Source organism: Roseateles rivi, assembly GCF_043555845.1.
Lineage (GTDB): Bacteria > Pseudomonadota > Gammaproteobacteria > Burkholderiales > Burkholderiaceae_C > Roseateles > Roseateles rivi.
Window position 1 is genome coordinate 401,179 of the sequence record NZ_JBIGHZ010000004.1, and the last position, 20,751, is coordinate 421,929.

The 20,751-nt window shown below is 60.4% G+C and carries 21 protein-coding genes and 1 tRNA gene; 17 read left to right on the forward strand and 5 right to left on the reverse strand.

The genetic code is table 11. The features are described from left to right. The 3 genes from rapZ to ACG0Z6_RS12025 all read right to left on the reverse strand — a co-directional run bounded on the left by rapZ (nt 1) and on the right by ACG0Z6_RS12025 (nt 3,561). The gene (gene rapZ / locus ACG0Z6_RS12015) at nt 1-909 is read right to left on the reverse strand and encodes an RNase adapter RapZ (RefSeq protein ID WP_394461689.1); all 909 of its coding nucleotides are present in this window, start codon (nt 907-909) and stop codon (nt 1-3) included. Next, entirely contained in the window at nt 906-2,615 is a 1,710-nt protein-coding gene (gene recN, locus ACG0Z6_RS12020; RefSeq protein ID WP_394461691.1) for a DNA repair protein RecN, read from the reverse strand. Before recN ends, rapZ begins: the two co-directional genes overlap by 4 nt. 70 nt (nt 2,616-2,685) lie before the next feature. Continuing rightward, the gene (locus ACG0Z6_RS12025) at nt 2,686-3,561 is read right to left on the reverse strand and encodes an NAD kinase (RefSeq protein WP_394461693.1); all 876 of its coding nucleotides are present in this window, start codon (nt 3,559-3,561) and stop codon (nt 2,686-2,688) included. A gap of 79 nt (nt 3,562-3,640) precedes the next feature. On the opposite strand from ACG0Z6_RS12025, the gene hrcA reads away from it, so the two are divergent. Beyond that, nucleotides 3,641-4,681, forward strand: a complete 1,041-nt coding sequence (hrcA, locus tag ACG0Z6_RS12030; protein WP_394461695.1) for a heat-inducible transcriptional repressor HrcA — start codon at nt 3,641-3,643, stop codon at nt 4,679-4,681. Between the two features lie 83 nt (nt 4,682-4,764). After that, nucleotides 4,765-4,841, forward strand: a tRNA-Ile gene (locus tag ACG0Z6_RS12035). Between the two features lie 51 nt (nt 4,842-4,892). On the opposite strand, the gene ACG0Z6_RS12040 is transcribed toward ACG0Z6_RS12035, so the two are convergent. Together ACG0Z6_RS12040 and ACG0Z6_RS12045 are read right to left on the reverse strand one after the other, a co-directional pair. Further along, complete coding sequence (locus tag ACG0Z6_RS12040) at nt 4,893-5,900, reverse strand: phage integrase (RefSeq protein ID WP_394461697.1); 1,008 nt, start codon at nt 5,898-5,900, stop codon at nt 4,893-4,895. Nucleotides 5,901-5,913: 13 nt separating this feature from the next. Further along, nucleotides 5,914-6,462: a hypothetical protein gene (locus ACG0Z6_RS12045; protein ID WP_394461699.1), complete on the reverse strand. Its 549-nt coding sequence runs from the start codon at nt 6,460-6,462 to the stop codon at nt 5,914-5,916. A gap of 80 nt (nt 6,463-6,542) precedes the next feature. Between ACG0Z6_RS12045 and ACG0Z6_RS12050 the strand changes: the two genes are divergently transcribed. The 15 genes from ACG0Z6_RS12050 (at nt 6,543) to ACG0Z6_RS12120 (ending at nt 20,625) form a co-directional block, all read left to right on the forward strand. Then, a complete protein-coding gene (locus ACG0Z6_RS12050; RefSeq protein WP_394461701.1) occupies nt 6,543-6,797 on the forward strand; it encodes a hypothetical protein in 255 nt (84 codons plus the stop codon). Nucleotides 6,798-7,014: 217 nt separating this feature from the next. Continuing rightward, nucleotides 7,015-8,196 (forward strand): replication initiation factor domain-containing protein, encoded by a 1,182-nt coding sequence (locus ACG0Z6_RS12055; protein ID WP_394461703.1) that lies wholly within the window; start codon nt 7,015-7,017, stop codon nt 8,194-8,196. A 35-nt stretch (nt 8,197-8,231) separates the two neighbouring features. After that, nucleotides 8,232-8,546 carry a hypothetical protein gene (locus ACG0Z6_RS12060; RefSeq protein ID WP_394461705.1) on the forward strand — a complete coding sequence of 105 codons (315 nt, stop codon included), beginning with the start codon at nt 8,232-8,234 and terminating at the stop codon, nt 8,544-8,546. 2 nt (nt 8,547-8,548) lie between these two features. After that, entirely contained in the window at nt 8,549-8,803 is a 255-nt protein-coding gene (locus ACG0Z6_RS12065; RefSeq protein WP_394461707.1) for a hypothetical protein, read from the forward strand. A 24-nt stretch (nt 8,804-8,827) separates the two neighbouring features. Further along, nucleotides 8,828-9,094, forward strand: coding sequence for a hypothetical protein (locus tag ACG0Z6_RS12070; protein WP_394461709.1), 267 nt, complete (start codon nt 8,828-8,830; stop codon nt 9,092-9,094). A 47-nt stretch (nt 9,095-9,141) separates the two neighbouring features. Then, entirely contained in the window at nt 9,142-9,360 is a 219-nt protein-coding gene (locus tag ACG0Z6_RS12075) for a hypothetical protein (RefSeq protein WP_394461711.1), read from the forward strand. Between the two features lie 186 nt (nt 9,361-9,546). Beyond that, nucleotides 9,547-10,935 carry a hypothetical protein gene (locus ACG0Z6_RS12080; protein ID WP_394461713.1) on the forward strand — a complete coding sequence of 463 codons (1,389 nt, stop codon included), beginning with the start codon at nt 9,547-9,549 and terminating at the stop codon, nt 10,933-10,935. A gap of 10 nt (nt 10,936-10,945) precedes the next feature. Beyond that, entirely contained in the window at nt 10,946-11,233 is a 288-nt protein-coding gene (locus ACG0Z6_RS12085) for a DUF2523 family protein (RefSeq protein WP_394461715.1), read from the forward strand. A gap of 2 nt (nt 11,234-11,235) precedes the next feature. Further along, entirely contained in the window at nt 11,236-12,279 is a 1,044-nt protein-coding gene (locus ACG0Z6_RS12090) for a zonular occludens toxin domain-containing protein (protein ID WP_394461718.1), read from the forward strand. After that, nucleotides 12,276-13,523: a type II secretion system protein GspD gene (locus ACG0Z6_RS12095; protein ID WP_394461720.1), complete on the forward strand. Its 1,248-nt coding sequence runs from the start codon at nt 12,276-12,278 to the stop codon at nt 13,521-13,523. The genes ACG0Z6_RS12090 and ACG0Z6_RS12095 overlap by 4 nt, the downstream gene beginning before the upstream one ends. An 815-nt stretch (nt 13,524-14,338) precedes the next feature. Continuing rightward, nucleotides 14,339-14,923: a hypothetical protein gene (locus tag ACG0Z6_RS12100; RefSeq protein WP_394461722.1), complete on the forward strand. Its 585-nt coding sequence runs from the start codon at nt 14,339-14,341 to the stop codon at nt 14,921-14,923. Between the two features lie 76 nt (nt 14,924-14,999). Further along, entirely contained in the window at nt 15,000-15,377 is a 378-nt protein-coding gene (locus ACG0Z6_RS12105) for a type II toxin-antitoxin system RelE/ParE family toxin (protein ID WP_394461725.1), read from the forward strand. Continuing rightward, nucleotides 15,361-15,684: a helix-turn-helix domain-containing protein gene (locus ACG0Z6_RS12110; protein ID WP_394461727.1), complete on the forward strand. Its 324-nt coding sequence runs from the start codon at nt 15,361-15,363 to the stop codon at nt 15,682-15,684. The genes ACG0Z6_RS12105 and ACG0Z6_RS12110 overlap by 17 nt, the downstream gene beginning before the upstream one ends. 551 nt (nt 15,685-16,235) lie before the next feature. Further along, nucleotides 16,236-17,846, forward strand: coding sequence for a site-specific DNA-methyltransferase (locus tag ACG0Z6_RS12115; protein ID WP_394461729.1), 1,611 nt, complete (start codon nt 16,236-16,238; stop codon nt 17,844-17,846). Nucleotides 17,847-17,883: 37 nt separating this feature from the next. Next, nucleotides 17,884-20,625 (forward strand): DEAD/DEAH box helicase, encoded by a 2,742-nt coding sequence (locus ACG0Z6_RS12120; protein ID WP_394461732.1) that lies wholly within the window; start codon nt 17,884-17,886, stop codon nt 20,623-20,625. Nucleotides 20,626-20,751 lie beyond the last annotated feature (126 nt).

Below are 20,751 nucleotides of genomic sequence, written 5' to 3' on the forward strand. Positions count from 1 at the left end.
TCAGCGCGCGTCCAGCTCACGGTGGCGCTTGAGCACCTGGCGGTGGTGGGCAAACTGCACCGCCAGGGTCTCCACCAAATAGACCGAGCGGTGCTGGCCGCCGGTGCAGCCAATCGCCACGGTGAGGTAGCTGCGCTGGTCGGCCGCAAAGCTCGGCAGCCACTGCGCGATGAAGGCGTTGATCTGGCTCAGCATCAGCTGCACCTCGGGCTGGCGCGCCAGGTAGTCGGCCACCGGCGTGTCGCGCCCGGTGAAGGGGCGCAGTTCGCGGTCGTAATAGGGGTTGGGCAGCACGCGCACATCAAACACAAAGTCTGCGTCGCTGGGCACGCCGTGCTTGAAGGCAAAGGACTGGAACACCAGCGTGAGGCCCGTGCCCTGCACGGTGACCAAATCGCGCACCCAGCCGCGCAGCTGTGCGGGGCGCAGCTGGCTGGTGTCGATGACGGTGGACTCCATGCGCAGTGGGTTGAGCAGCTCGCGCTCCAGCGCAATGGCGTCTTGCAGCACCTGGTGCATGTCGTCGCCCAGGCCCAGGCTGCGCAGGGGGTGCGGGCGGCGGCTTTCCGAAAAGCGCCGCAGCAAGGTGTCGTTGCTCGCGTCCAAAAAAATGGCGCGCAGTGGCATGCCCTGGTTGCGCAGGGTTTGCAGGTGCGCCATCAGCACGGGCAGCGACCCAGCGCTGCGCACGTCCACCGCCACGGCCACGCGGCGCGCGCTGCGTTCGGCCTCCAGGCGCAAAAACTCCGGCAGCAGTTCCGGCGGCAGGTTGTCGACGCAGAAAAACCCCGCGTCTTCCAGGGCATGCATGGCAATGGACTTGCCACCGCCGGACATGCCCGTGACCAGCACCAGCTCGCGCAGCGCCGGTGGGTTGCTGGGCGGCGGTGCCACTTCTGTGTAACTCATGGCTGCACCTTTTTGCTGCTGCGGCGTGGGGGTTTGGCGGCTGCGGGTGCTGCAGCGGCCGATTGATTCAACATCTCCTGGGCATGGGCCAGGCTGGTGGAGGAGAGGCGCTCGCCGCCGAGCATGCGGGCGATTTCGGCCACACGTTGCTCGCCCTGAATGGGGCGTACGTCCGAGCAGGTCTGCCCCTCGCGCAGCGCCTTGGCCACCAGCAGGTGTTGGTCGGCGCAAGCCGCCACTTGGGGCAGGTGGGTGACGGCCAGCACCTGTACTTGGCGCCCGAGCTGCTTCATCAAGCGCCCCACGGTTTCGGCCACCGCGCCGCCCACGCCCGCGTCGATTTCGTCAAAGATCAAGGTGCCTGCGCCCTGGCAGCGCTGGCTGGTGGTGACGGCAATGGCCAGCGCAATGCGCGAGAGCTCACCGCCCGAGGCCACCTTGGCCAGCGGCCTGGGGCTGGAGCCCGCGTGGCCCGCCACCAGGAATTCGGCCGATTCCAAGCCAAAGCTCTGCGGCTGCTCTTGCGCCTGCAACTCCACGGCAAACACGCCACCGGCCATGCCCAGCTGCTGCATGGCGGCGGTGACGGCGCGCGCCAGCTCCGGCGCGGCTTTGGCACGGGCGGTGCTGACCACGCCTGCCAGGCGCCGGTAGTGCTGCAGCGCGGCGGCTTCTTCGGCACGCAGCGCCTCCAGGTCGGTGGCGGCGTGCAGCAGCTGCAGCTCGGCGCGCCAGTCCAGCAGCAGCTGCGGCAGGTCTTGCGGCTGGCGGCGGTAGCGCCGTGCCAGCGTCAGCCAGGCCGAGAGCCGCTCGTCGAGCTGGGCCAGCCGCTCGGGCTCGAGCTCCGCTGCATGCAAATAGGCGCCCAGGCTGTGGGTCGCGTCTTGCAGCTGGGCCTGCGCGCCTTGCAGCGCTTCCAAGGTGTCTTGCAGGCGCGCGTCAAAGCGCAGCACGCCTTGCACGGCGCTGAGGGCGTGGTCGGTGAGCTGCTGGGCGTTGCTGTCGGCCTCGCTGAGCGCATCGAGTGCGCCTTGCGCCGCGTCGATGAGGGCTTGCGCGTGCGCCAGGCGCTGGTGCTCGGCGTTGAGGCTCTCCCACTCTTGTTCTTGCGGGCCCAGCCCTTCGAGCTCGCTGATCTGCCAGCTCAGGCGCTCGTGTTCACGCGCGAGTTCGTCCTGGCGGCTTTGGGCCGCCTCCAGGCGCTGGCAGCTCTGGCGCCACGCCGCATGTGCGCCCGCCAGGGGGCTGCTGTCGATGCCGCCAAAGGCGTCCAGCAAGGCGCGCACGCTGGACGGGCGTGTCAGCCCTTGCCAAGCGTGTTGGCCGTGGATGTCAAGCAAGTAGTCGGCCAGCTCGCGCAGCTGGGCCACGGTGGCCGCACTGCCGTTGACCCAGGCGCGGCTCTTGCCCTGCGCGTCGATGACGCGGCGCAGCAGCAGCGTGTCCTCGTCGGCGCTATAGCCCGCATCCTCCAGCCAGGGGCGCAGGGCAGGGGGCAGGTCGAACTCAGCGGTGATCTCGGCGCGCGCTGCGCCCTCGCGCACCACGCCCGCGTCGCCGCGGCTGCCCAGCACCAGCTGCAGCGCGTCGATCAGGATGGATTTGCCCGCTCCCGTCTCGCCGGTGAGGGCGCTGAAGCCACCGTGCAGCTCCAGCTCCAGCTCGGGCACGATGACGAAATCACGCAGGCTCAAGGCCTTCAGCATGGGATGTCTCCGCAAGAACGTCGTTGGACACAGGGCGCCGCAGGCTGTGCTTGCGCTGCCCTTGAGGGACTCACTCGCTGCCTTCGTACCAGCGCAGCTTGCGTCGCAGTGTGGCGTAACAGCTCCATCCCCGCGGGTGGATGAAGGTGGCACTGAGCTCGGAGCGGCGCACCCGTATGCAGTCGCCGTGCAACAAGCTGGCCAGGCTGTGCGAATCGAAGTTCACGCTGGCGTCACGCCCGGCCACGATGGTCAGGCGCACCTCGCCGTCGTCGGGCAGCACGATGGGGCGGTTGGACAGCGTGTGCGAGGCAATCGGCAGCAGCACCCAGCCCTGAATGCGCGGGTGCAAGATGGGCCCCCCCGCCGACAGCGCGTAGGCCGTGGAGCCCGTGGGCGTGCCCACAATGACGCCGTCAGCCCGCATGTGGGCGACAAATTCCTGCCCCACATCCACGCGCAGCTCCACCATGGAGGCCGTGGCCCCGCGGCTCACCACCACGTCGTTGAGCGCCAGTCCCTCAAAAATGTTTTGCCCATCGCGCCACACGCTGCCTTGCAGCAAGGCGCGCTCGTCGCGCTCGAAATCGCCCGCCAAGATGGGCAAGAGCGCGTCGCGGAAGTGCTCGACGGTGATGTCGGTGATGAAACCCAAGCGCCCCTGGTTGATGCCCACCAGCGGCAGGCCGTGGCGCGCCGCCTGGCGGGCAAAGCCCAGCATGGTGCCGTCTCCGCCCACCACAATGGCCAGATCGCACTGCGCGCCCAGTTCTTCCGGGCTCAGGGCGTCATACTGTGACAGCCCCGTGTTGTGGGCGGTCTCCTGCTCCAGGCAGACGACCAGCCCCTGCCTGCTGACAAATTCGGCAATTTCCTCAAGCACCGGTCGAATGCCGCGCGCCTGATGTTTGCCCACGATCGCGACGTGACGAAAGCGCTTGGACATGCACGGAATTACACCACAGGGGGTCGCGCCCCCGAGGCATCCTGCCAATACTGCCTTGGCGCAAAACTAGAATCAAACCATGCTGGATGACCGTGCCAAATCACTGCTGAGAACTCTGGTCGAGCGCTACATCGCCGACGGCCAGCCCGTGGGCTCTCGCACCCTCTCCAAAGCCTCGGGCCTGGAGCTCAGCCCAGCGACCATACGCAACGTCATGGCCGACCTCGAGGAGCTGGGCCTCATCGTCAGCCCCCACACCAGCGCCGGGCGCATTCCCACGGCGCGCGGCTACCGCCTCTTCGTCGACACCCTGCTCACCGCGCAACCCCTGCAACTGGCCGGCGCGGCCGAAGGCGCCGGGCGCGAAGCCGGCTTCATCGACACCCCGCTGCAGCCCGACCAGCCCCAGCGCGTCATCGCCAACGCCGCGCAGCTGCTGTCGAGCCTCTCTAACTTCGTCGGCGTGGTCACCGCGCCGCGCAAGGCTGGGGTGTTTCACCACATCGAATTCCTGCGCCTGGGCGAACGGCGCGTGCTCGTCATCATGGTCTCGCCCGACGGCGACGTGCAAAACCGCCTCGTCTTCACCGCGCAAGACCTCAGCCAGAGCGACCTCACCGAAGCCAGCAACCGCCTGAACGCCCACTACGCCGGCCTCAGCCTGGACATGGTGCGCGACCGCCTGCGCAGCGAAGTCGAACAACTGCGCAGCGAAATCGGCCAGCTCATGAGCGCCGCCGTCGACGCCGGGGCTGCCGCGCTGAGCGAGGAGCAAGACCACGTCGTCATCTCCGGCGAACGCAACCTGCTCACCGTGCAAGACTTCAGCCACGACATGGGCAGCCTGCGCCGGCTCTTTGACCTGTTCGAGCAAAAAACCCAACTCATGCGCCTGCTCGACGTCTCCAGCCGCGCCGAAGGCGTGCGCATCTACATCGGCGGCGAGAGCCAAGTCGTGCCCTACGAGGAACTCTCCATCGTCTCCGCACCCTACGAAGTCGACGGCGCCATCGTCGGCACCCTGGGCGTCATCGGCCCTACGCGCATGGCCTACGAGCGCATGATCCAAATCGTCGACATCACCTCGCGCATGGTCAGCCAAGCCCTCAGCCAAAAGTAAAGCGCCCGCCGCCCAGAGCCCCCACCAAGCCTGGTTAGAATCCACCGCTTTCCTTCCGGCACCCACGCTGGAAGCACCCCCGGGGGCCGTTAGCTCAGTTGGTTAGAGCAGAGGACTCATAATCCTTTGGTCGCAGGTTCAAGTCCTGCACGGCCTACCAATTAAATCAATGGCTTAGGACTGATTTGGCGTGCTGCCAAGGTCCAGGCTGTCAACCAAGTGTCAACGCCGTCAACGGGTTGAGCTTCACGACCTCCTGCAGGTGGTCTGGCGCGAGGTGTGCATAGCGCATCGTCATGGTCAGGTTTGCATGACCCAGGCTGCGCTGCAGCACGAGGATGTTGCCGCCGTTCATCATGAAGTGCGATGCAAAGGTGTGACGCAGGACGTGCGTGAGCTGTCCCTCCTGAAGCGTGATGCCCGCCCGTTCGATTCCGTCGCGAAAGGCTGAATAGGCGTAGGCAAACAAGCGCTGCCCGGTCTCCGTCTTGTCGTGATGCTTCCGCAGCTCTTGCTCAAAGCTGCTGTCGATAGGAATGGACCGGACCTTGCCGGATTTCGTACCTGCAAACTGGATCTGGCCGTTTCTGAGGTGGCGTACTTCGAGGTTCTCCGCCTCGCTCCACCTGGCGCCTGTGCTGAGGCACACCCTGGCAATCATGGCGGCATGACGGTTCTTTCCCTCGGCCAGCCTGGCGAGCAGATCGCGTATCTGATCCGTCGTCAGGTATGAGAGTTCGCGCTCCTGAACCTTGAACTGGCGCAGCTCAGCCAAGGGGTTGGGCTTCTTCCACTGACCCAGGCGGCGTAGCTCGTTGAAGACTGAGCGCAGATAGGCATGCTCGCGGTTCACGCTGTTCGGAGCGATGCCAGCGGCAAGACGTTCCGTTCGGTAGTTGGCGAACGCGTTGACGGTGAATCGGTCGGCCACGGGGTTACCCATGGCATCACAGGCGAGCTTGAGGCGGCTATACGTGTTGGCGCCGGCTTTCAGACCTGATCCGTGATGCGTGTACCAAAGGTCGATGAGTTCGCGGAGCTTGCGTGTGTCGCGCTTCTCCGGCTGCCATTTGGCGTTCTGGTTGACTTCTGTTGTAAGCCAAGCCTCGTAGGCCTTGGCTTCGGCCTGCGTCTTGAACGTTTTGCGGAAGCGTTTTCCTCCGCGCCCGCCGGGCTGAACATCTACGAGCCAGCCAGCGCTCGCCTTCTTGATCGTCATTGGGGTTGCGTGCTCAGACGTCCTCTTCGAACGACAACGGCGTTTTGTAGTTTTCGCTGATCTCGGCTAAGCGGCGCGAACTTACGACTCGGAGCGTCTCGATTCGCATCTTGTGTTCAACGTTGCTTCGTGGCGTTTCGGTGCCGTCTAGCTGACTTGACAGCTTCAAGTACTGCTGGCTGTAGCCGCTATTGATGCCTCTATTTCTTAGCGTGCCCTCCTCCGGCCAGTTGGAGATGTAGCCCTTGGCCGCATCCGCGAGGGACGGCATGTCGTGACCACATCGGACGTCCGTGTGTCCCGTAATAAGCCAATAGGCGAACTGTGGCCAGTTCTTGGCGACCGCCTCAACAAGATGACCGCCTGGGGCTCCGCCACGGTTCCACCAAGTCCGCCAGGTGCCAGCGGGAATGCCTGTTTTTCCTTCCAGGACGCTGTAGCGGCCTCTCTCCTTCGTTTCGGCGATCAGCAAGAGCTTGAGACGCGCTGAGAGCGTTTTCTGGCGCAGCTGTTGCACCTCGTCGGGTGCGCTGGAGTTCAATGTAGCTTCTTTACTTGTCATTTAATCTCCATATGTAATCAACTGAACAACAATTCGGTTGCATTGATGATCAACTAAGAATACATTGTTATCAATTGATCATGTTTGCGGTTCGTTGGAGCTATTTCATTATGAACTCTCTTGAGCATTTCGGCGTATCGCTCCCTTTACTTGCCAGCCCTCTTGTCTCTCGAGAGCGCTGGGCGGAGATGCTAGGTCTGCCTCCTGGTGTCGTTATCGCCCAATGCGAACGAGGCATGTGGGGCGCACCCATCCGGGTTGGCAAGCGTGTCTTCGTCAATGTTGAGGCTATCCGTCTGCAATGCGCAGAACGGGCCCAGGAGTTCGCCCTGTGAGCCGCAGCACTTCCAAAGCACCAAAGACCCGTGCCTTCGTCCAGTTGGACTTTTGGCCAGAGTTGAGCCATCGAAGCATGGTCTTTTATGCGGCATGTGCCGGGCGCCGCGCGCCCGCCCGCAGCGTTAGCGAGGACGGATGCACGGCGGCAGGCTTGGCCGCTGTCAGCGGCCTCCCCGATGGTAATCACGGGGATAACCTCACCAAGGTGCACCAATGACCCGCCCCGCTAAGGCTTCATTGGTTACTGACGGCAACACCATCAAGGTGCGACTCGAAGCTGAGCGCCGTCATACCGGCTCACTCGTTCACGTTGACTGGCTCAGATTCACCGTCCGCACGCGCAATGCGCCTTTGCTGCGTAGTGAAGTTCCGGTGGAGAGCGACAACATTTGGGACGAGGGATACCGTCTGTCCCAGCTTTACAAGCTGTTGAACGAGGTGCCCGATTGCGACCGAGACAGTTGCGGCCAGGCGGCCGAACTCGCGGATCGTGTTGCATCGCTACTGGGGCCTGATTTTGCGCGTTCTCTCACCTTGGGTAAGGGACACGATTTCTACCGGCACCGCTGGCCCATTTTACGCAACGAAGTTGAGTGCGGTTGGGTGGGATTTGGTGCGTCGTCTGAGAGTCCCCGTCAGGCCGCACAGGCAAGCACGATTCACGTCAACCTGTTCGGCGCGGCATGTACCTTCGCGGCGTTTGGCTGGCGCGAGAAGCTGGCGGACCTCTGCGACGAACTCAAGGCGGACATTACACGTTGTGACCTGGCCCTTGACTTTTTCGATGGACTCAGCGGCGGCATCGAACGTGTTGCGCAGGACTACCACGCGGGATTGTGCGACGTTGGAGGGCGACGCCTGAAGATCAGGGACGTCAATTGGCTAAAGGGCCGCTCCCGCTCGATCTACATCGGTTCCAAAGAAGCAGGCAAGGAAACCAACGTCTACGAGAAGGGCGATCAACTCTTCGGCGAGGACGCGGACTCCAATTGGGTGCGTTTTGAGCTGCGCTATGGCAACAAACTGCGCGAGCTTTCCTCCGACATGCTGCGTCGCCCAGCTGATTTCTTCGGCGGTGCCAGTGACTGGCACGCAACCGTGCTCGCCGAAGCCGGTGAGACCTTCACACCTGAACCGGTCGCCACAGACGGACGGCTGGCCCCCATGACCGTCGAGGCCGAGGTGTTCCGCAACCTGAAGTGGTCCTTTCAAACCGCCTCTGCGTCCATTGCCGCAGCGTTCAAGTTTCTTGGCGACGAAGACTTCCTTCGCCTGGTGACCGCCCAAAAGCTGCCCGGTCGTCTTCAACGATTCAACCCCTCCGAACTCAAGGCCGCGTTCAGCGCTGCCGTCTCCCGTCCCCTGGTCTCAGAGCCTTGCCCAGCTCTGGCGTGACCTCTCTATGTGGCAACTCTCCAAGGTAAATCACCATGCGCTTTGAATCTGAAGTGATCGTTCATGCGGTCAAGGAATCTGCCGGTAGCTACGAAGGGCGCGAGTTCAGCTCGTGCACCTTTCACTGCGAAGTGGACCTGAAGGAAAACGGTTCAGGCCGGTCCATCGGCCGGGTCACGCGCCCATTCAAGCTGGGCGATGCCAAGGAGTTCGACAAGTGGGCTCATCTCGGCAACTCGCTGCCTCTGAAGGCCAAGGCCGTCTTCGAGATGGCCGCTGCCAAGGAAGACTCAGCCAAGCTGACCTTGGTCGAGATTCGTCCCTTGGACAAGGTCAAGCAGGCGGCTTGAACATGAGGCTCATCGTTCAAAGCCAGTCCACCGGGCGCTTCCTGTGCCCTGGTCTGCTCGATGGTCAGCCCACATGGGTGCGGTCGCTGGCTGAAGCTGGCGGCGGCGTCGTGTCCGACCCAGAGCGCGCCTTGCAGCTCGTGCAGGACTGGGCGGATTTGGACGATGAGCCCGTGATCGTCAACCTCGATGCGCTCGGCACTGCTGACGAGGAAGCACCGCCTGGTGTTCTCGTCAGCGATTTGCCTGGCCATTGAATCACCTTGCTCAACGATTTACGCATGACTACTGACGTCTGGGTCGTTGCCTGCAAACAGCCGCCAAATCTCACCGGCGCCACGTTGCTTGCCCAATGTCCTGTTGCCCAACGCATCTCAGTTCAAACCACTGCCCAATTTTTTGAGCAAAAAGCCTCCGCACCAGAAATGGGCGAGCTTGACCCGGCGATGGTCGGCTCCGCCTTTTCAGTTGCCTTTGCAGTTGTCGTGCTGTTCTACCTAGTAGCTCGCGGCGCTGGTTCTGTTTTGAGTCTTATCCGCCGTGGATAGGCCAAACCGTCCGGGCGGTTCCCGGAATTTTTGAAAAAGGAAATTTCATGCTTACCTTCAAGCAAGCCGCCAAGTATGGCGCAGTCCTCGTCACCGTGGCTGGTGCAGCAGCAGCCAATGCGGCCATCGACCTGACCCCCATCACCAATGCATTCTCTGCCAGTGACGTCATTACTGCGGTTCTGGCTGTCGCAGCGGTGCTCGCTGCCATCTACGCGACCATGACCGCCGCAAAGATGGCACTTCGCTGGATTCGTGGCGGCTAAAGCGTCCCCGAGACTTACACACATGAACTCGGCGTGGTAGGCCACCTCGCCGACTTTTAGCCGCTAAAGGTGCAAAGACTTTAGCGGCTAAAACATGAAGGAGATATTGATGACCACGCATCTTTGGTATTTGCTTGTGTTTGCATGGGGAATCGTGTGTGCCTGGGCTCTTATCAAGGGGTTGGAATGACCTATATTAAGCGCCTCATAATCTACAAGCTGATATTTCGTCTATTGATATTGTTCTTGTGTGCGCCAATCCAGTCATATTCTCAAGCTCTGCCAAAATTTAACCCTTCCAATGTCACGCGCTCCGTTTCCGGCGTAATGCAAGATGGGATGAGGGCTCGTGGTTTTGCAGCCAATGATCCGCGTTTCATGGCGACACTTTCGTCGTCCTCCGCCGTAATTGGCGGGGTTGCTGGCACAACCGCTGCGGCAATTGTCGTTGGCACTGTTACTGCACCTGCATGGGCAAGTGTTGCTTTAGCTGCTGGCGTTGGCGCCGTAGTGACCTACGGTGTCACATTAGGGGTGGAAGGGTTGGTGGCTTGGCTTTTTGGATCGGACGCCATTGATGTAACTCAGAACAACAGCAATGCACCCGTATCTGGCCTTGTTCTCGGGGGGGCTTATTGGAGTACTGGTGGCACCAGCGGTGTTATTTATGGTGGTGATGGAATAGCTGTTGCACGCGAAGGGTATGGGCAATGGGCAAATCGTTGGGGTATTGAAAATAGTCCATCGTGCGAATTGATTGCGGGAAATAGTATAGCTAAGTGCGTCGCCACTGTCCCTGATCCTGTTACCGGAGCTTATGCGGTGCGGCAGGCTCTATTGTATAAATCAGGGGCTCCAAGCTCCTGTAGTACAGGATATTTCTTTCTCGAGAATTCTGGTTGTAAGCCTTATACACCTCCAAAAGATATGAATATTGCCAGGGCGACGCCTCAGCAGGCAATATCTGCGCTACCGCAGTCTGAGTTGGAGAAGCCTCTGAATCCTGCAATTGTTGCTGCGCTTGCGAATAGGGCCTGGCAACAGGCTGCTTCACAGCAGGGATATTCTGGCCTGCCTTATCCACAGTCAAATCCAATCACTGATTCCGAGGTAAAGAAGTGGATTCAAACCAATCCATCTTTTGCGCCTAGGGTTGGTGATTTCGTATCTCCGAATCCCGCCACGAATGCACAGCAGAGCCCATGGGCTCTGCCGCTGAATCCTTCTCAGCCCTCAACTGCACCAGTCACTGGCTCTAATCCAAATGTAACAAATCCTGCCTCACAAAATCCCCTGACCAATTTGGGGCCAGACCCTGGAATTGGCGCACCAGCGATTGAAACGACACCTTCTGCACAGCAAATACTCGATCCTGTTTTGAACATGCTCCCTGGCCACCGCAGCTTTACGGCAAGTAGCCAAGTAGGCACCTGTCCAACGCCGACCATTAATCTCTATGGTTCGCACGTCATGGACGCGCATTGCATCCTGATTGACCAGAACAAAGGTGTCATTCAGGGCGTCATGACTTTTGCTTGGTCGGTGATTGCTTTGTTCATCATTCTTTCGGCTTGAGGGGCAGGGTATGTTTGGGATTTTTCTTTCTGCCCTCAATTCCGTTTTGGGCTGGGTCTTCCGTTCGCTGCTTGTCAAGTTCGGTGTCTTCTTTGCCCTGTACTTCATCACCACTGAATTTGTCGGGCTTATTGTTCACCTCATACCCGACACGGGTTCGCTCAATGGCGCCATGTCCGCCATTGGTTCAGGCACTTGGTACTTTCTGAATGTCTTCCAGGTCACACAAGGTTTGTCGCTGGTGGTGTCAGCCTACGCGACTCGGTTTGTGATTCGTCGCATTCCCGTGATTGGTTGACTATGCCCATCAACGCATACACCGGCCTTATGGGATCGGGTAAGTCCTACGAGTGTGTTTTGTCTGTCATCGTGCCGGCCATAAAAAATGGCCGTCGTGTTGTCACTAACGTAGACGGCATCGACAGTGACGCTATTCGGGCCTACTGTCAAGAAAGGTGGGATTCCGATCCCGAAAAACTGGGTTGCGTAGTCCACTGTAAAAACGATGACGTCTCAAAGGCTAGTTTCCTGCCCTACGGTGAGGGCGTCGATACTTTTTGCAAGCCTGGCGACATTATCTGCATCGATGAGGCTTGGCGCTTTTGGGGAACTGATTGCAAGCTCCTGGCAGAACACAAAATCTTCTTCCGAGAACATCGGCACTTTGTAGACCCTGAATCGAAGGTGTCCTGTGATCTTGTTCTGATGGTTCAGGACATTGGTGACCTGCACCGCACGTTGAAGGTCGTGGTCGAAGTCACTTTCAAGACCACCAAGATCAAAACACTTGGCTGGAACAAGACCTATCGGGTCGAAATGTGGGAGGGCTACAAGCTCACTCAAAAAGGCCGTGTCTCGGTCGAGAACAAGCGCTATGACCCTTCCGTGTTTCCGCTCTATAGCAGCTATCAAGGTGGTGCAGGAAAAGAAATGCGCGTTGATGACCGTCAGAACATCCTGAGGAGTCCCAAGCTTTGGATTCTGGCCGTCGTGGTTATCGGCATGTTCGGGTTGGGTGTGTGGGGCTTGGTTGGATTCTTTTCGGGTTCAAAGTTCAAAGAAAAAAAATCGGGTGATGCAGCGCTACCGACTCAGACCGTCGCGGCCACCGATGTTCAGCAGTCCACAGCGAAGCAGGAGGTGTCTGATCTGTGGCGCATCGTCGGCAGCTATCAAGTTGGTCCTGATTCCATGGTGGTCATTGCAAACGAGTCAGGCACCGTTCGCCTAGAGCATCCCTCGTCTTTCCAATACGCTGGGCAAGCCATGGTTGGGCATGTGGACGGCCAACGCGTCACGTTTTGGTCGGGCGCTCCTGTCCAACAATCAAAAGGTTCCCAATGACGCAAAACAAGGCCCTGGCGCTCGTTCTGGTGCTTGCGATGGTTGGTGGTTCGGCCATCGGCCAAAGCGCCCCAAAGCCCGTTAAATTCGATTTCAAGGCAATCAATGTCGCCCAGGTCGTTCAACTGATATACGGCGAAGTGTTGACCAGTCCTTATGTGCTTGATCCTGAGGTTTTGAGCGATGCACGCTTGGTGTCCTTTAGGTATGCCAGTGACAAGGGCGACGTTCGCGCCTTTGTCCGTTCCTTCCTGGACTCGCTCGGCTATGTCGTGCAACCCAAAGCGGGAGTCGACTTCATCACCAGGCGCCAAGACGTTGAGAAGACCGCCCCTGCTATCGAGCTAGAGGGCTTTGTCTACCGTCCCTTGTTCCGTGATGTTCACTACCTGGCGCGATTGCTTGGCCCGCTGTTTCAAGGCTCTTTCAGCGTGAACGGTGCAGTGTCAGGAAATGCCATCAGCACGAAAGGGCCAGTTCCGCAGGGTTCAGCCACGGCCATGCTCGATCAAAGTGCCGACGTATTGGTGTTCACGGGTACCGGCAAAGAAGTTGACAAGCTCAAAAAGCTCTTGCCCCAGGTGGATTTCCAACTTGGTGAAGTTGTCGTTCGTGGTGTGGTGTACGAGGTCAGCACCACGGACAAGCAAGGCTCGGCGTTTGGCTTGCTTGCATCGCTTTTGGGAGGCAAGCTCCAAGCTGGGGTGGGCGTCATCAACCCCGTGGGCAGCTTTCTCCGTCTTAAAAATACGGCGCTCGATGCGGTGTATTCCGTGCTCAGCCAAGACAGCCGTTTCAAGGTCATGAGCAGCCCAAGCCTTCGCATCCAGTCGGGTGCTCAAGGTACGTTTTCCGTTGGTCAGGATGTGCCTGTTTTGGGTTCAGTGAGCTATCCCAACAACGGCCAGCCGGTTCAAAGCGTCGAGTACCGTAGCAGCGGCGTTATCTTCAACGTACAGCCTACGATAAAGGAAAGCGTCATTGACTTGGCCATTGATCAGCAGCTGAGCAACTTTGCGCAGACCACCACAGGAGTCAACAACTCCCCCACGTTGACGAAGCGGGCCTTGAAGACATCTGTCGGACTTCAGGACGGGGATTTGATCGTCCTCGGGGGTCTCACGGAGAACAAGGAAAGCGACACCCGCGAAGGGCCAGGCTTCCTTCCTCGCCTCTTCCACACCACTGGCAAAGACAACAGTCGCTCAGAAGTTTTATTGGTGCTGCAAGTGCAGCGAATTTGACGGGGTTATTGATGGAACAGTTCTTTCAGTTCTGGACTTTTGTCATCGTTTCGGCTTACGGGGTTCGTGCCATGTACATCGAGATCAGAAGAGTTTTGACCGGTAAGGATCTGGATGACCTGTAGCGTCGTTGTAGGTGCGCCATAGAACAGCGGCGAGGAGGGCGTACCTCAGAAGTCGTGATCCTTGGTTCTAGGACCGTGTGGCTGCGACTTCTGGTCTGTTGTGTCATTTGGCCAATCGGCAATGGTTCGATCTGCACCATCTGTGGCACAGCGAGACAGGTCTTGCTTCTCCACCGTTACGAATGTGGGCAAGGGGCGGATCGAATCGCTTTTGTCACGGTAGCTCGGAACTGCTTTCTTTGCTTTGCGTGTCATGCTCGGGTGACTTTTTGCGTGTGACGAAGCTGAAGAATATCTGAACACGACTTTTGAGGTACGGTTCGCGTGAGCTGACGCCTGTGACCTGCATGGCGTATGCCCCTTGGCTTGTCGGTGGCGATTCGGCCAGGCTGAGCGCGGTAGCTGACATCGCAGCGCGCCGACAGACGTTCGCGCCATCAAAAGCAGACTGAACCCTTCGGACTGCCACCAGTCGTTCACGCAGGCATCGAGGGCTTGGCCAACAGTCCGGGGGACTGTTGGCTTCGTCGGTAGGAGTCGGCCCGGTAGGGCTTCAACCCGTTCAAGCGGGTTGAACTCCGTAGCCCGACGAACCCATGCCTGCGCTCTCTGAGTCCTCTTGCGCTTGATTCAATGCGATCGTCTGGTTGCTATGCTCCGTCGCTCTATGCACTACAGGGAGAAGAAAATATGAAACGCATAAGTGCACTCGCCATCGTGACAGTGGCTGCGCTAGGGCTCACCGGCTGCTTGCTGCCTGAGAAGTTCGAGGCCTCGGTCAACTTCAAACCAGATGGCGACTACACATACAAATACGAAGGCACCGCCGTGCACTTTTTGGCGGCTGCTGCCATTAGGGACAAGGGTGGTCTGCCAGCCAAGGAGGAAGACGCCTTGAAGCGCGAGGGGGAGAAGGCTGCAAAGGCACCGGGCGTTCGAAAGATGGCTTACACGGGCAACGGGCGCTTCGATGTTCAGATCGAAGAAGCCGTGAAGATCGGGCGCCAGGTCAGCACCTTGAAGATCTTCAACATCTCACGCGGCAAGGACGGCGTGTTCTTACTCGCTGTCCCTCCCATGAAGGAAAAGGATCGCGATCAGTTGCGGTCACTCGGCATCAAAGTGAATGGCAAGGCTGAGGTTTTCTTGCCTGGCAACGCGAAGGTCTTGGAGCACAACGCCACCGGCACCCCTGGCCTACTGTCGAAGTCCTACTCTTGGAAGATCGGCGCAGTAGACGACCGGCCGATGATCAAATTTACGCTGACTCAGTAGTGGCGTTATCTGGCCAGTTGTGCCAGCACTTGTTTTGGACGGACAATGTCTAGCACCTGGTGCTATACTTAATGTGATGCCTCAGAAACAGCAGCCCCGCGTCTTCAAGACAGCCCGATTTGGCAAAGATGCAAAGAAGGCTCGGATTTCAGATGCGGATCTGTGTGCCGCCATTCGCCAGGCCATGGCAGGGCAGGCCGACGATCTTGGCGGTGGAGTCTTCAAGAAGCGCCTGAACGACAACATGCACCGCTCCATCATCCTTGCCAAAGGTGGCCGATATTGGGTGTTCGAGTACCTTTTTGCCAAGAAGGATCGAGACAACATCGAAGACGATGAACTCGCTGCCTTCAGGTCTCTTGCAAAGGCCTATGCGGGGCTGACTGATGTGCAGATTGCCGCTTTGATGAGCGGCAAGGACATTGTGGAGTTATGCCATGACGACGAAGCGTAAGTTCAAGAGTGATGCTTTTGAGGCCATCCATGCGTCGGCTTCGGCCCTGCATCGTGTGGGGGCCATTGACAAGGCCACCATGCGCGAATTCGACGAGTCTTGCTTGGCTGCGCCACCTCAGATTGCGCCCAATGAGATCAAGCGAATTCGCGAGAGGGCACATGTCAGTCAACCAGTTTTTGCCCGTTACCTCAACACCAGCGAATCAACGGTGCAGAAGTGGGAGGCCGGGACTAAGCGGCCCAGTGGCATGGCGCTCAAGCTGCTTGCCGTGATCGAAAAGCACGGCTTGCAAGTGCTTGCTTGAACCGTCAACCAAGTGTCAACGGCATAGCGGGATAAAGCGGCCGCAATGCAAGGGTATCAGCGTCTAAGTCCTTGATCTGCCGGGCAAAGCAGCCCTAATGCCGGTCTACTGGATGGACTCATAATCCTTTGGTCGCAGGTTCAAGTCCTGCACGGCCTACCAAACAGTTTCCAAGCAAAACATGGGATTAACTGCGAAGTTAGGCCCTTTTGCCTGGTGCATAGGACTTTGGAAGTCCGATGGTCGGTGCTTTCCCGGACCCATCTGACGCCGTATCCGGCGCGTATGTTTTTTCTGGGCGCCTGATCACAGTTCGTTTTCGGCGCCGTGCCCGGAAACTTTAGGGGCTGCTGCGTTTGGGCCGAAAGGCTCGAAAAGCGATGTTGCCCGTGCGGGCTCTTGGCGACGGATCGTCGGCGTGGGTCGGGCTCGCCCTGTGAGCCGGTTGGGTGCGAAAGTGCCTCTACCGCCTCTGCCTTTCCTCGCGAGGCGGATGCGCAACAAGCCAACCTAGCGCCCAAGCTGTGGGCACTTCTGCGTGCCGAAACCGCGTGGACAATGCTGGCAAGAAAAACAGTGAGAGCTACAAGATGCCGTTTCTCGACTGGGTCAACAAGGCCCAAGCTGTGTCCGTGGCCGGCGCTGTGCCGTACCACCTGTTGAACTTCGAGTCGGCGCATGGTGACCGGTCCGCCGACAACATGCTTATTCAGGGAGACAACCTGCTGGCGCTGAAGGCGCTCTTGCCCTTCTACCGGGGCCGGGTCAAGTGCATCTACATTGACCCTCCGTACAACACTCAAAGTGCGTTCACACACTACGACGACAAGTTGGAGCACAGTCAATGGCTCAGCCTGATGCACCCGCGACTTGTGTTGCTGCGGGAACTGTTGGCGGAGCAGGGCAGTGTTTGGGTATCCATCGATGACCGAGAGGGCCACTACCTGAAGGTTTTGATGGACGAAGTCTTCGGGCGAGAAAACTTCAGCACGACTTTCATCTGGCAGAAGGTCGACAGTCCGAATGACAACAAGGTGCCTATTACGCCAGACCACGAGTTTCTACTCTGCTACGAGAAGCGGAAGGACTCGGCTGGCTTCAAGAAGAAGAGCGATAACTCGCTGCTCGCTGCCTACGGCCAAGTAGACGAGAGTGGTCGCCGTTACCGAGATCGCCTCCTGAAAAAGAACGGCAAGAACAGTCTGCGGGCTGACCGTCCGACGATGTTCTACCCACTAGAGGCCCCTGACGGCACTAGCGTGTTGCCCATTCATGATGATGGAAGAGAAGCGAATTGGGCTTACGGCGAAGTCGGCGTGGCACGGATGCGGGCAGAGGGGCGCCTGATCTGGAAAAAGCGGTTGAAGGCAGAGGGTGAAGTCTGGGTGCCCTACACCCGCGAGTTCGCCCCAGAAGCACCTGAACGCCCTCATCCGACCATATTGCTCGACGTCAAGACCACGCGTCAGGCGAAGGCGCATCAGCGGGAGTTGCTACCGGAAGCCGCTGCGTTTGACACTGTGAAGCCGGAACAACTGCTGCAGCGCATCCTGGAGATTGCAACTGACGCGGGAGATCTTGTGCTCGACAGCTTCCTCGGATCCGGTACCACAGCAGCGGTGGCACACAAGATGGGCCGCCGCTACATCGGCATCGAGCAAGGTGACCACGCGATCACACACTGCCTCCCCCGGCTTGAAAGAGTGCTAAACGGTGAGCAGGGTGGAGTGTCAGACGCTGTTGGCTGGGAGAGCGGCGGCGGCTTCTGCTTCTACACCCTCGGCGAGCCCGTGTTCGACGCTGACGGTGGTATCAACCCTGCTGTGCAGTTCGGCGCCCTGGCGGGCTACCTTTGGCACTTCGAGACCGGCCTGTCCGCCACCCACACGTTCGACAGCCCGCTGTTGGGCGTCCACGACGACACCGCCGTCTTCTTGCTCTACAACGGCATCCTGGGCGACCGCAAGCCGGCTGGTGGCAACGTGCTCACCGGCCCGGTGTTGGCACACCTCGACCAGCTTCTGGCTGACGCCACGCCAGCCGGCACCCGCCTTCCGTCTCGCAAGGTGGTCTACGGCGAAACCACGCGTCTGGGCGAACAGCGCTTGGCCGAGGCCGGTGTGACTTTCCGGCAGATCCCGTACGACATCAAGGCGCGCTGACAGCGCCGGCCAGTACAACAAGCAAGACAGGGACGAGATGGCTACCTTCACGCTGAAGCGCTACCAGCACAACACGCTGGACGCGCTCGAAACCTTCTTCCGCCGTGCCCGAGTGGCCGGGCACGTCACCGCCTGGAACGAGGCCATGGCCCGCGTCGGCCAGTCGTTCGCCTACGACGCCACCACCATGGGCGACGTGCCGGCGGTGTGCGTCCGCATCCCCACGGGCGGTGGCAAGACCACGATGGCTGCGCACGCGGTGGCCCGGGTGGGCCGGGCGTTTGCCGACACCGACGCGCCCGTGGTGCTCTGGCTGGTTCCTTCAGACGCGATCCGTACCCAAACCCTGGCGGCACTGCGAGTGCCCGGCAACGCCTGCCACGCTGGCCTGGCCGAGCACTTCGGTGACCGTGTGCGCGTGTGCTCGCTGGACGAACTGGCGACTGTCGGGCCTCACGAAGTGGGCAGCGCTGCCGTGATCGTGGTCGCCACCATCCAGTCTTTCGCCGTGCGCGACACGACCATCCGCAACGTGTACTCCTTCGACGAGTCGCTGGCACCTCACTTTCAGGGTTTGACGCCGGCCCAGGCCGAACCCCTGGACAAGGTGACCGAGGCCGACATCGTCAAGCAGAGCTACCTGACCCCGAAGGACGTTGGGCGTGTCAAGTCGTCGCTGGCGAACTGGGTGGCGCTGAACAAGCCGATCCTTGTCGTGGACGAGGCTCACAACAACCGCACCCACCTGGCCTTCGACACGCTGCGACGGCTCTCGCCCACCTGCCTGATCGAGATGACGGCCACGCCCGTCAAGGGCAGCAACGTCGTCTTCCACGTCGGCGCGCAAGAGCTGCAAAACGAGGACATGATCAAGCTGCCGATCGTCCTTATGGAACACCCGACAGGCTGGAAGGATGCTGTCCGTGACGCCATCCTGACCCGTGACCGGTTGGAGCTGGCGGCAGCACAGGAGAAGGACTACGTTCGCCCCGTGGTCCTCTTTCAGGCCCAGCCCAAAGGCGGTGAAGTTACCGTGGACGTGCTGGTGGCGCACCTGACCGATGCCGATGGCGAGAAGATCGACCGCAGCCAGATCGCGGTGGCGACCGGCGACCAGAAGGAACTGGCGGGCGTGGTGATCGGCGCGCCGAGCTGCCCCGTGCGTTACGTCGTCACGGTCGAGGCCCTGAAGGAAGGCTGGGACTGCCCCTTTGCCTACGTGCTGTGCAGCCTGCAGAACGCCCACAGTGCCAAGGACGTGGAGCAGTTGCTGGGCCGTGTGCTGCGCATGCCGTACGTCCAGGCTCGCCAGCAACTGGCCTTGAACCGTGCCTACGCGCACATCGTTTCCGAGAGCTTCGTGCGCGTGGCCGACGAACTGGCCGACCGGCTCGTGAAGAACATGGGCTTCAACGCCTTCGAGGCGGCCACGGCCATCATCACGCCACCCCCGGGCCAGCTGTTCCCGCCGAACACAACTGGCGGCACCGTCATTGACGACGGCGGCTACTGGAAGAGCCAGGAGGCTGACAAGCGCAAGGTGCCGGAGGCCATCGTGAGCTTGCCCGCGATGCCGGCTCAACCGGTGCCGGCTGAACTGGCCGCCACCGTCGAACTGCGTCCCACCACCAACGGCGCTACGGCCATCGTGCGCGGCGTTGTTGACGAAGCCACCGAGGCGTTTCTTCTGGGGGCCTTCAGCGGCAAGGACAAGACTGCCGTGGGCGAGTCCATCGAGCGCGAGCGCATGCGCCAGGATGCTGCCAAGGCCCCGGCTGCTCGCGGCATCCCGTTCGCACAGCTGCCCCAGCTGTGCTTCACCTTCGACGGCGAGCTTCAGCCGCTCGACCGCCGGCTGTGTTCGGAGCTGGGCCACTTCGACCTGTTTGCCGAGCCGGTGTCCCTGGCCGGCTTCCAACTGCGTGAGACGGGCCGCACCTACGAGATCGACGTGGAGGGCGGTACGGTCACCTACAAGGTGGCCGAGCCTGAGCAGCTTGGTCTGAACGCGGTGCCGGCGCACGCCGACGAGACCGACCTCGTGCGCTGGCTTGACCGCGAGTGCCGGCAGATCGACATCGGCCAGTCCGTGATGCTCAAGTGGTTGCTGGCGATCGTGCGGCACCTGCAGCGTGACCGAGGCCTGACGCTGACCTCACTGGTTCGGACCCGCAACGCGTTGGCTGAGGCCGTCCGTCGCGAGCTGGAGTTCCGCCGCCAGCGTGCGGTCGTCACCGGCTTTCAGCAGGCGCTGCCTGGCCTGGCTGCTGCGCCTGTGCTGGCCGACAGCTTCCGCTACCACTTCACGTTCCACCCGGACCGTTACCCGGGCCGGCCACCGTTCTACCAAGGCCCCAACCGCTTCCAGAAGCACTACTACGGCAACAACCGCATCCACGACTTGCGGCATCGCACCGACTCTGGCAACCTCGCCGAGGAGTTCGTTTGTGCCCGCGCCATCGACGAAGAGCGCCGGGTGAAGCACTGGGTCCGCAACGTTGAGCGCGACGAGCGGTTTTCCTTCTGGCTGCCGACCTCTACCGACTACTTCTACCCTGACTTCGTGGCCGAGCTGGTCGATGGCCGGGTGCTTGCTGTCGAGTACAAGGGCAAGTACCTGCTGGGTACTGAGGACACCCGCGAGAAGGTGCAGGTCGGCGCCCAGTGGGAAGCCAGCAGCGGCGGTCGCTGCCTGTTCCTCTTGGCAGTTGCGCCTGACGCCGACAGCGCAGGGCGCTCGCTGGAGCAGCAGATCGAGGACAAGGTCCTGGGGAAGTAAGCGAAGAACGGTCGGCCGAACTCGCTGTTAGGTCGGACCGGCGCTTTCGGCACCTCACCTCACCTCGGCACCTTGCACAGACAAGGCGGAGGCTGAGGACCAAGAAAAATCTGTATCGACCCAGCG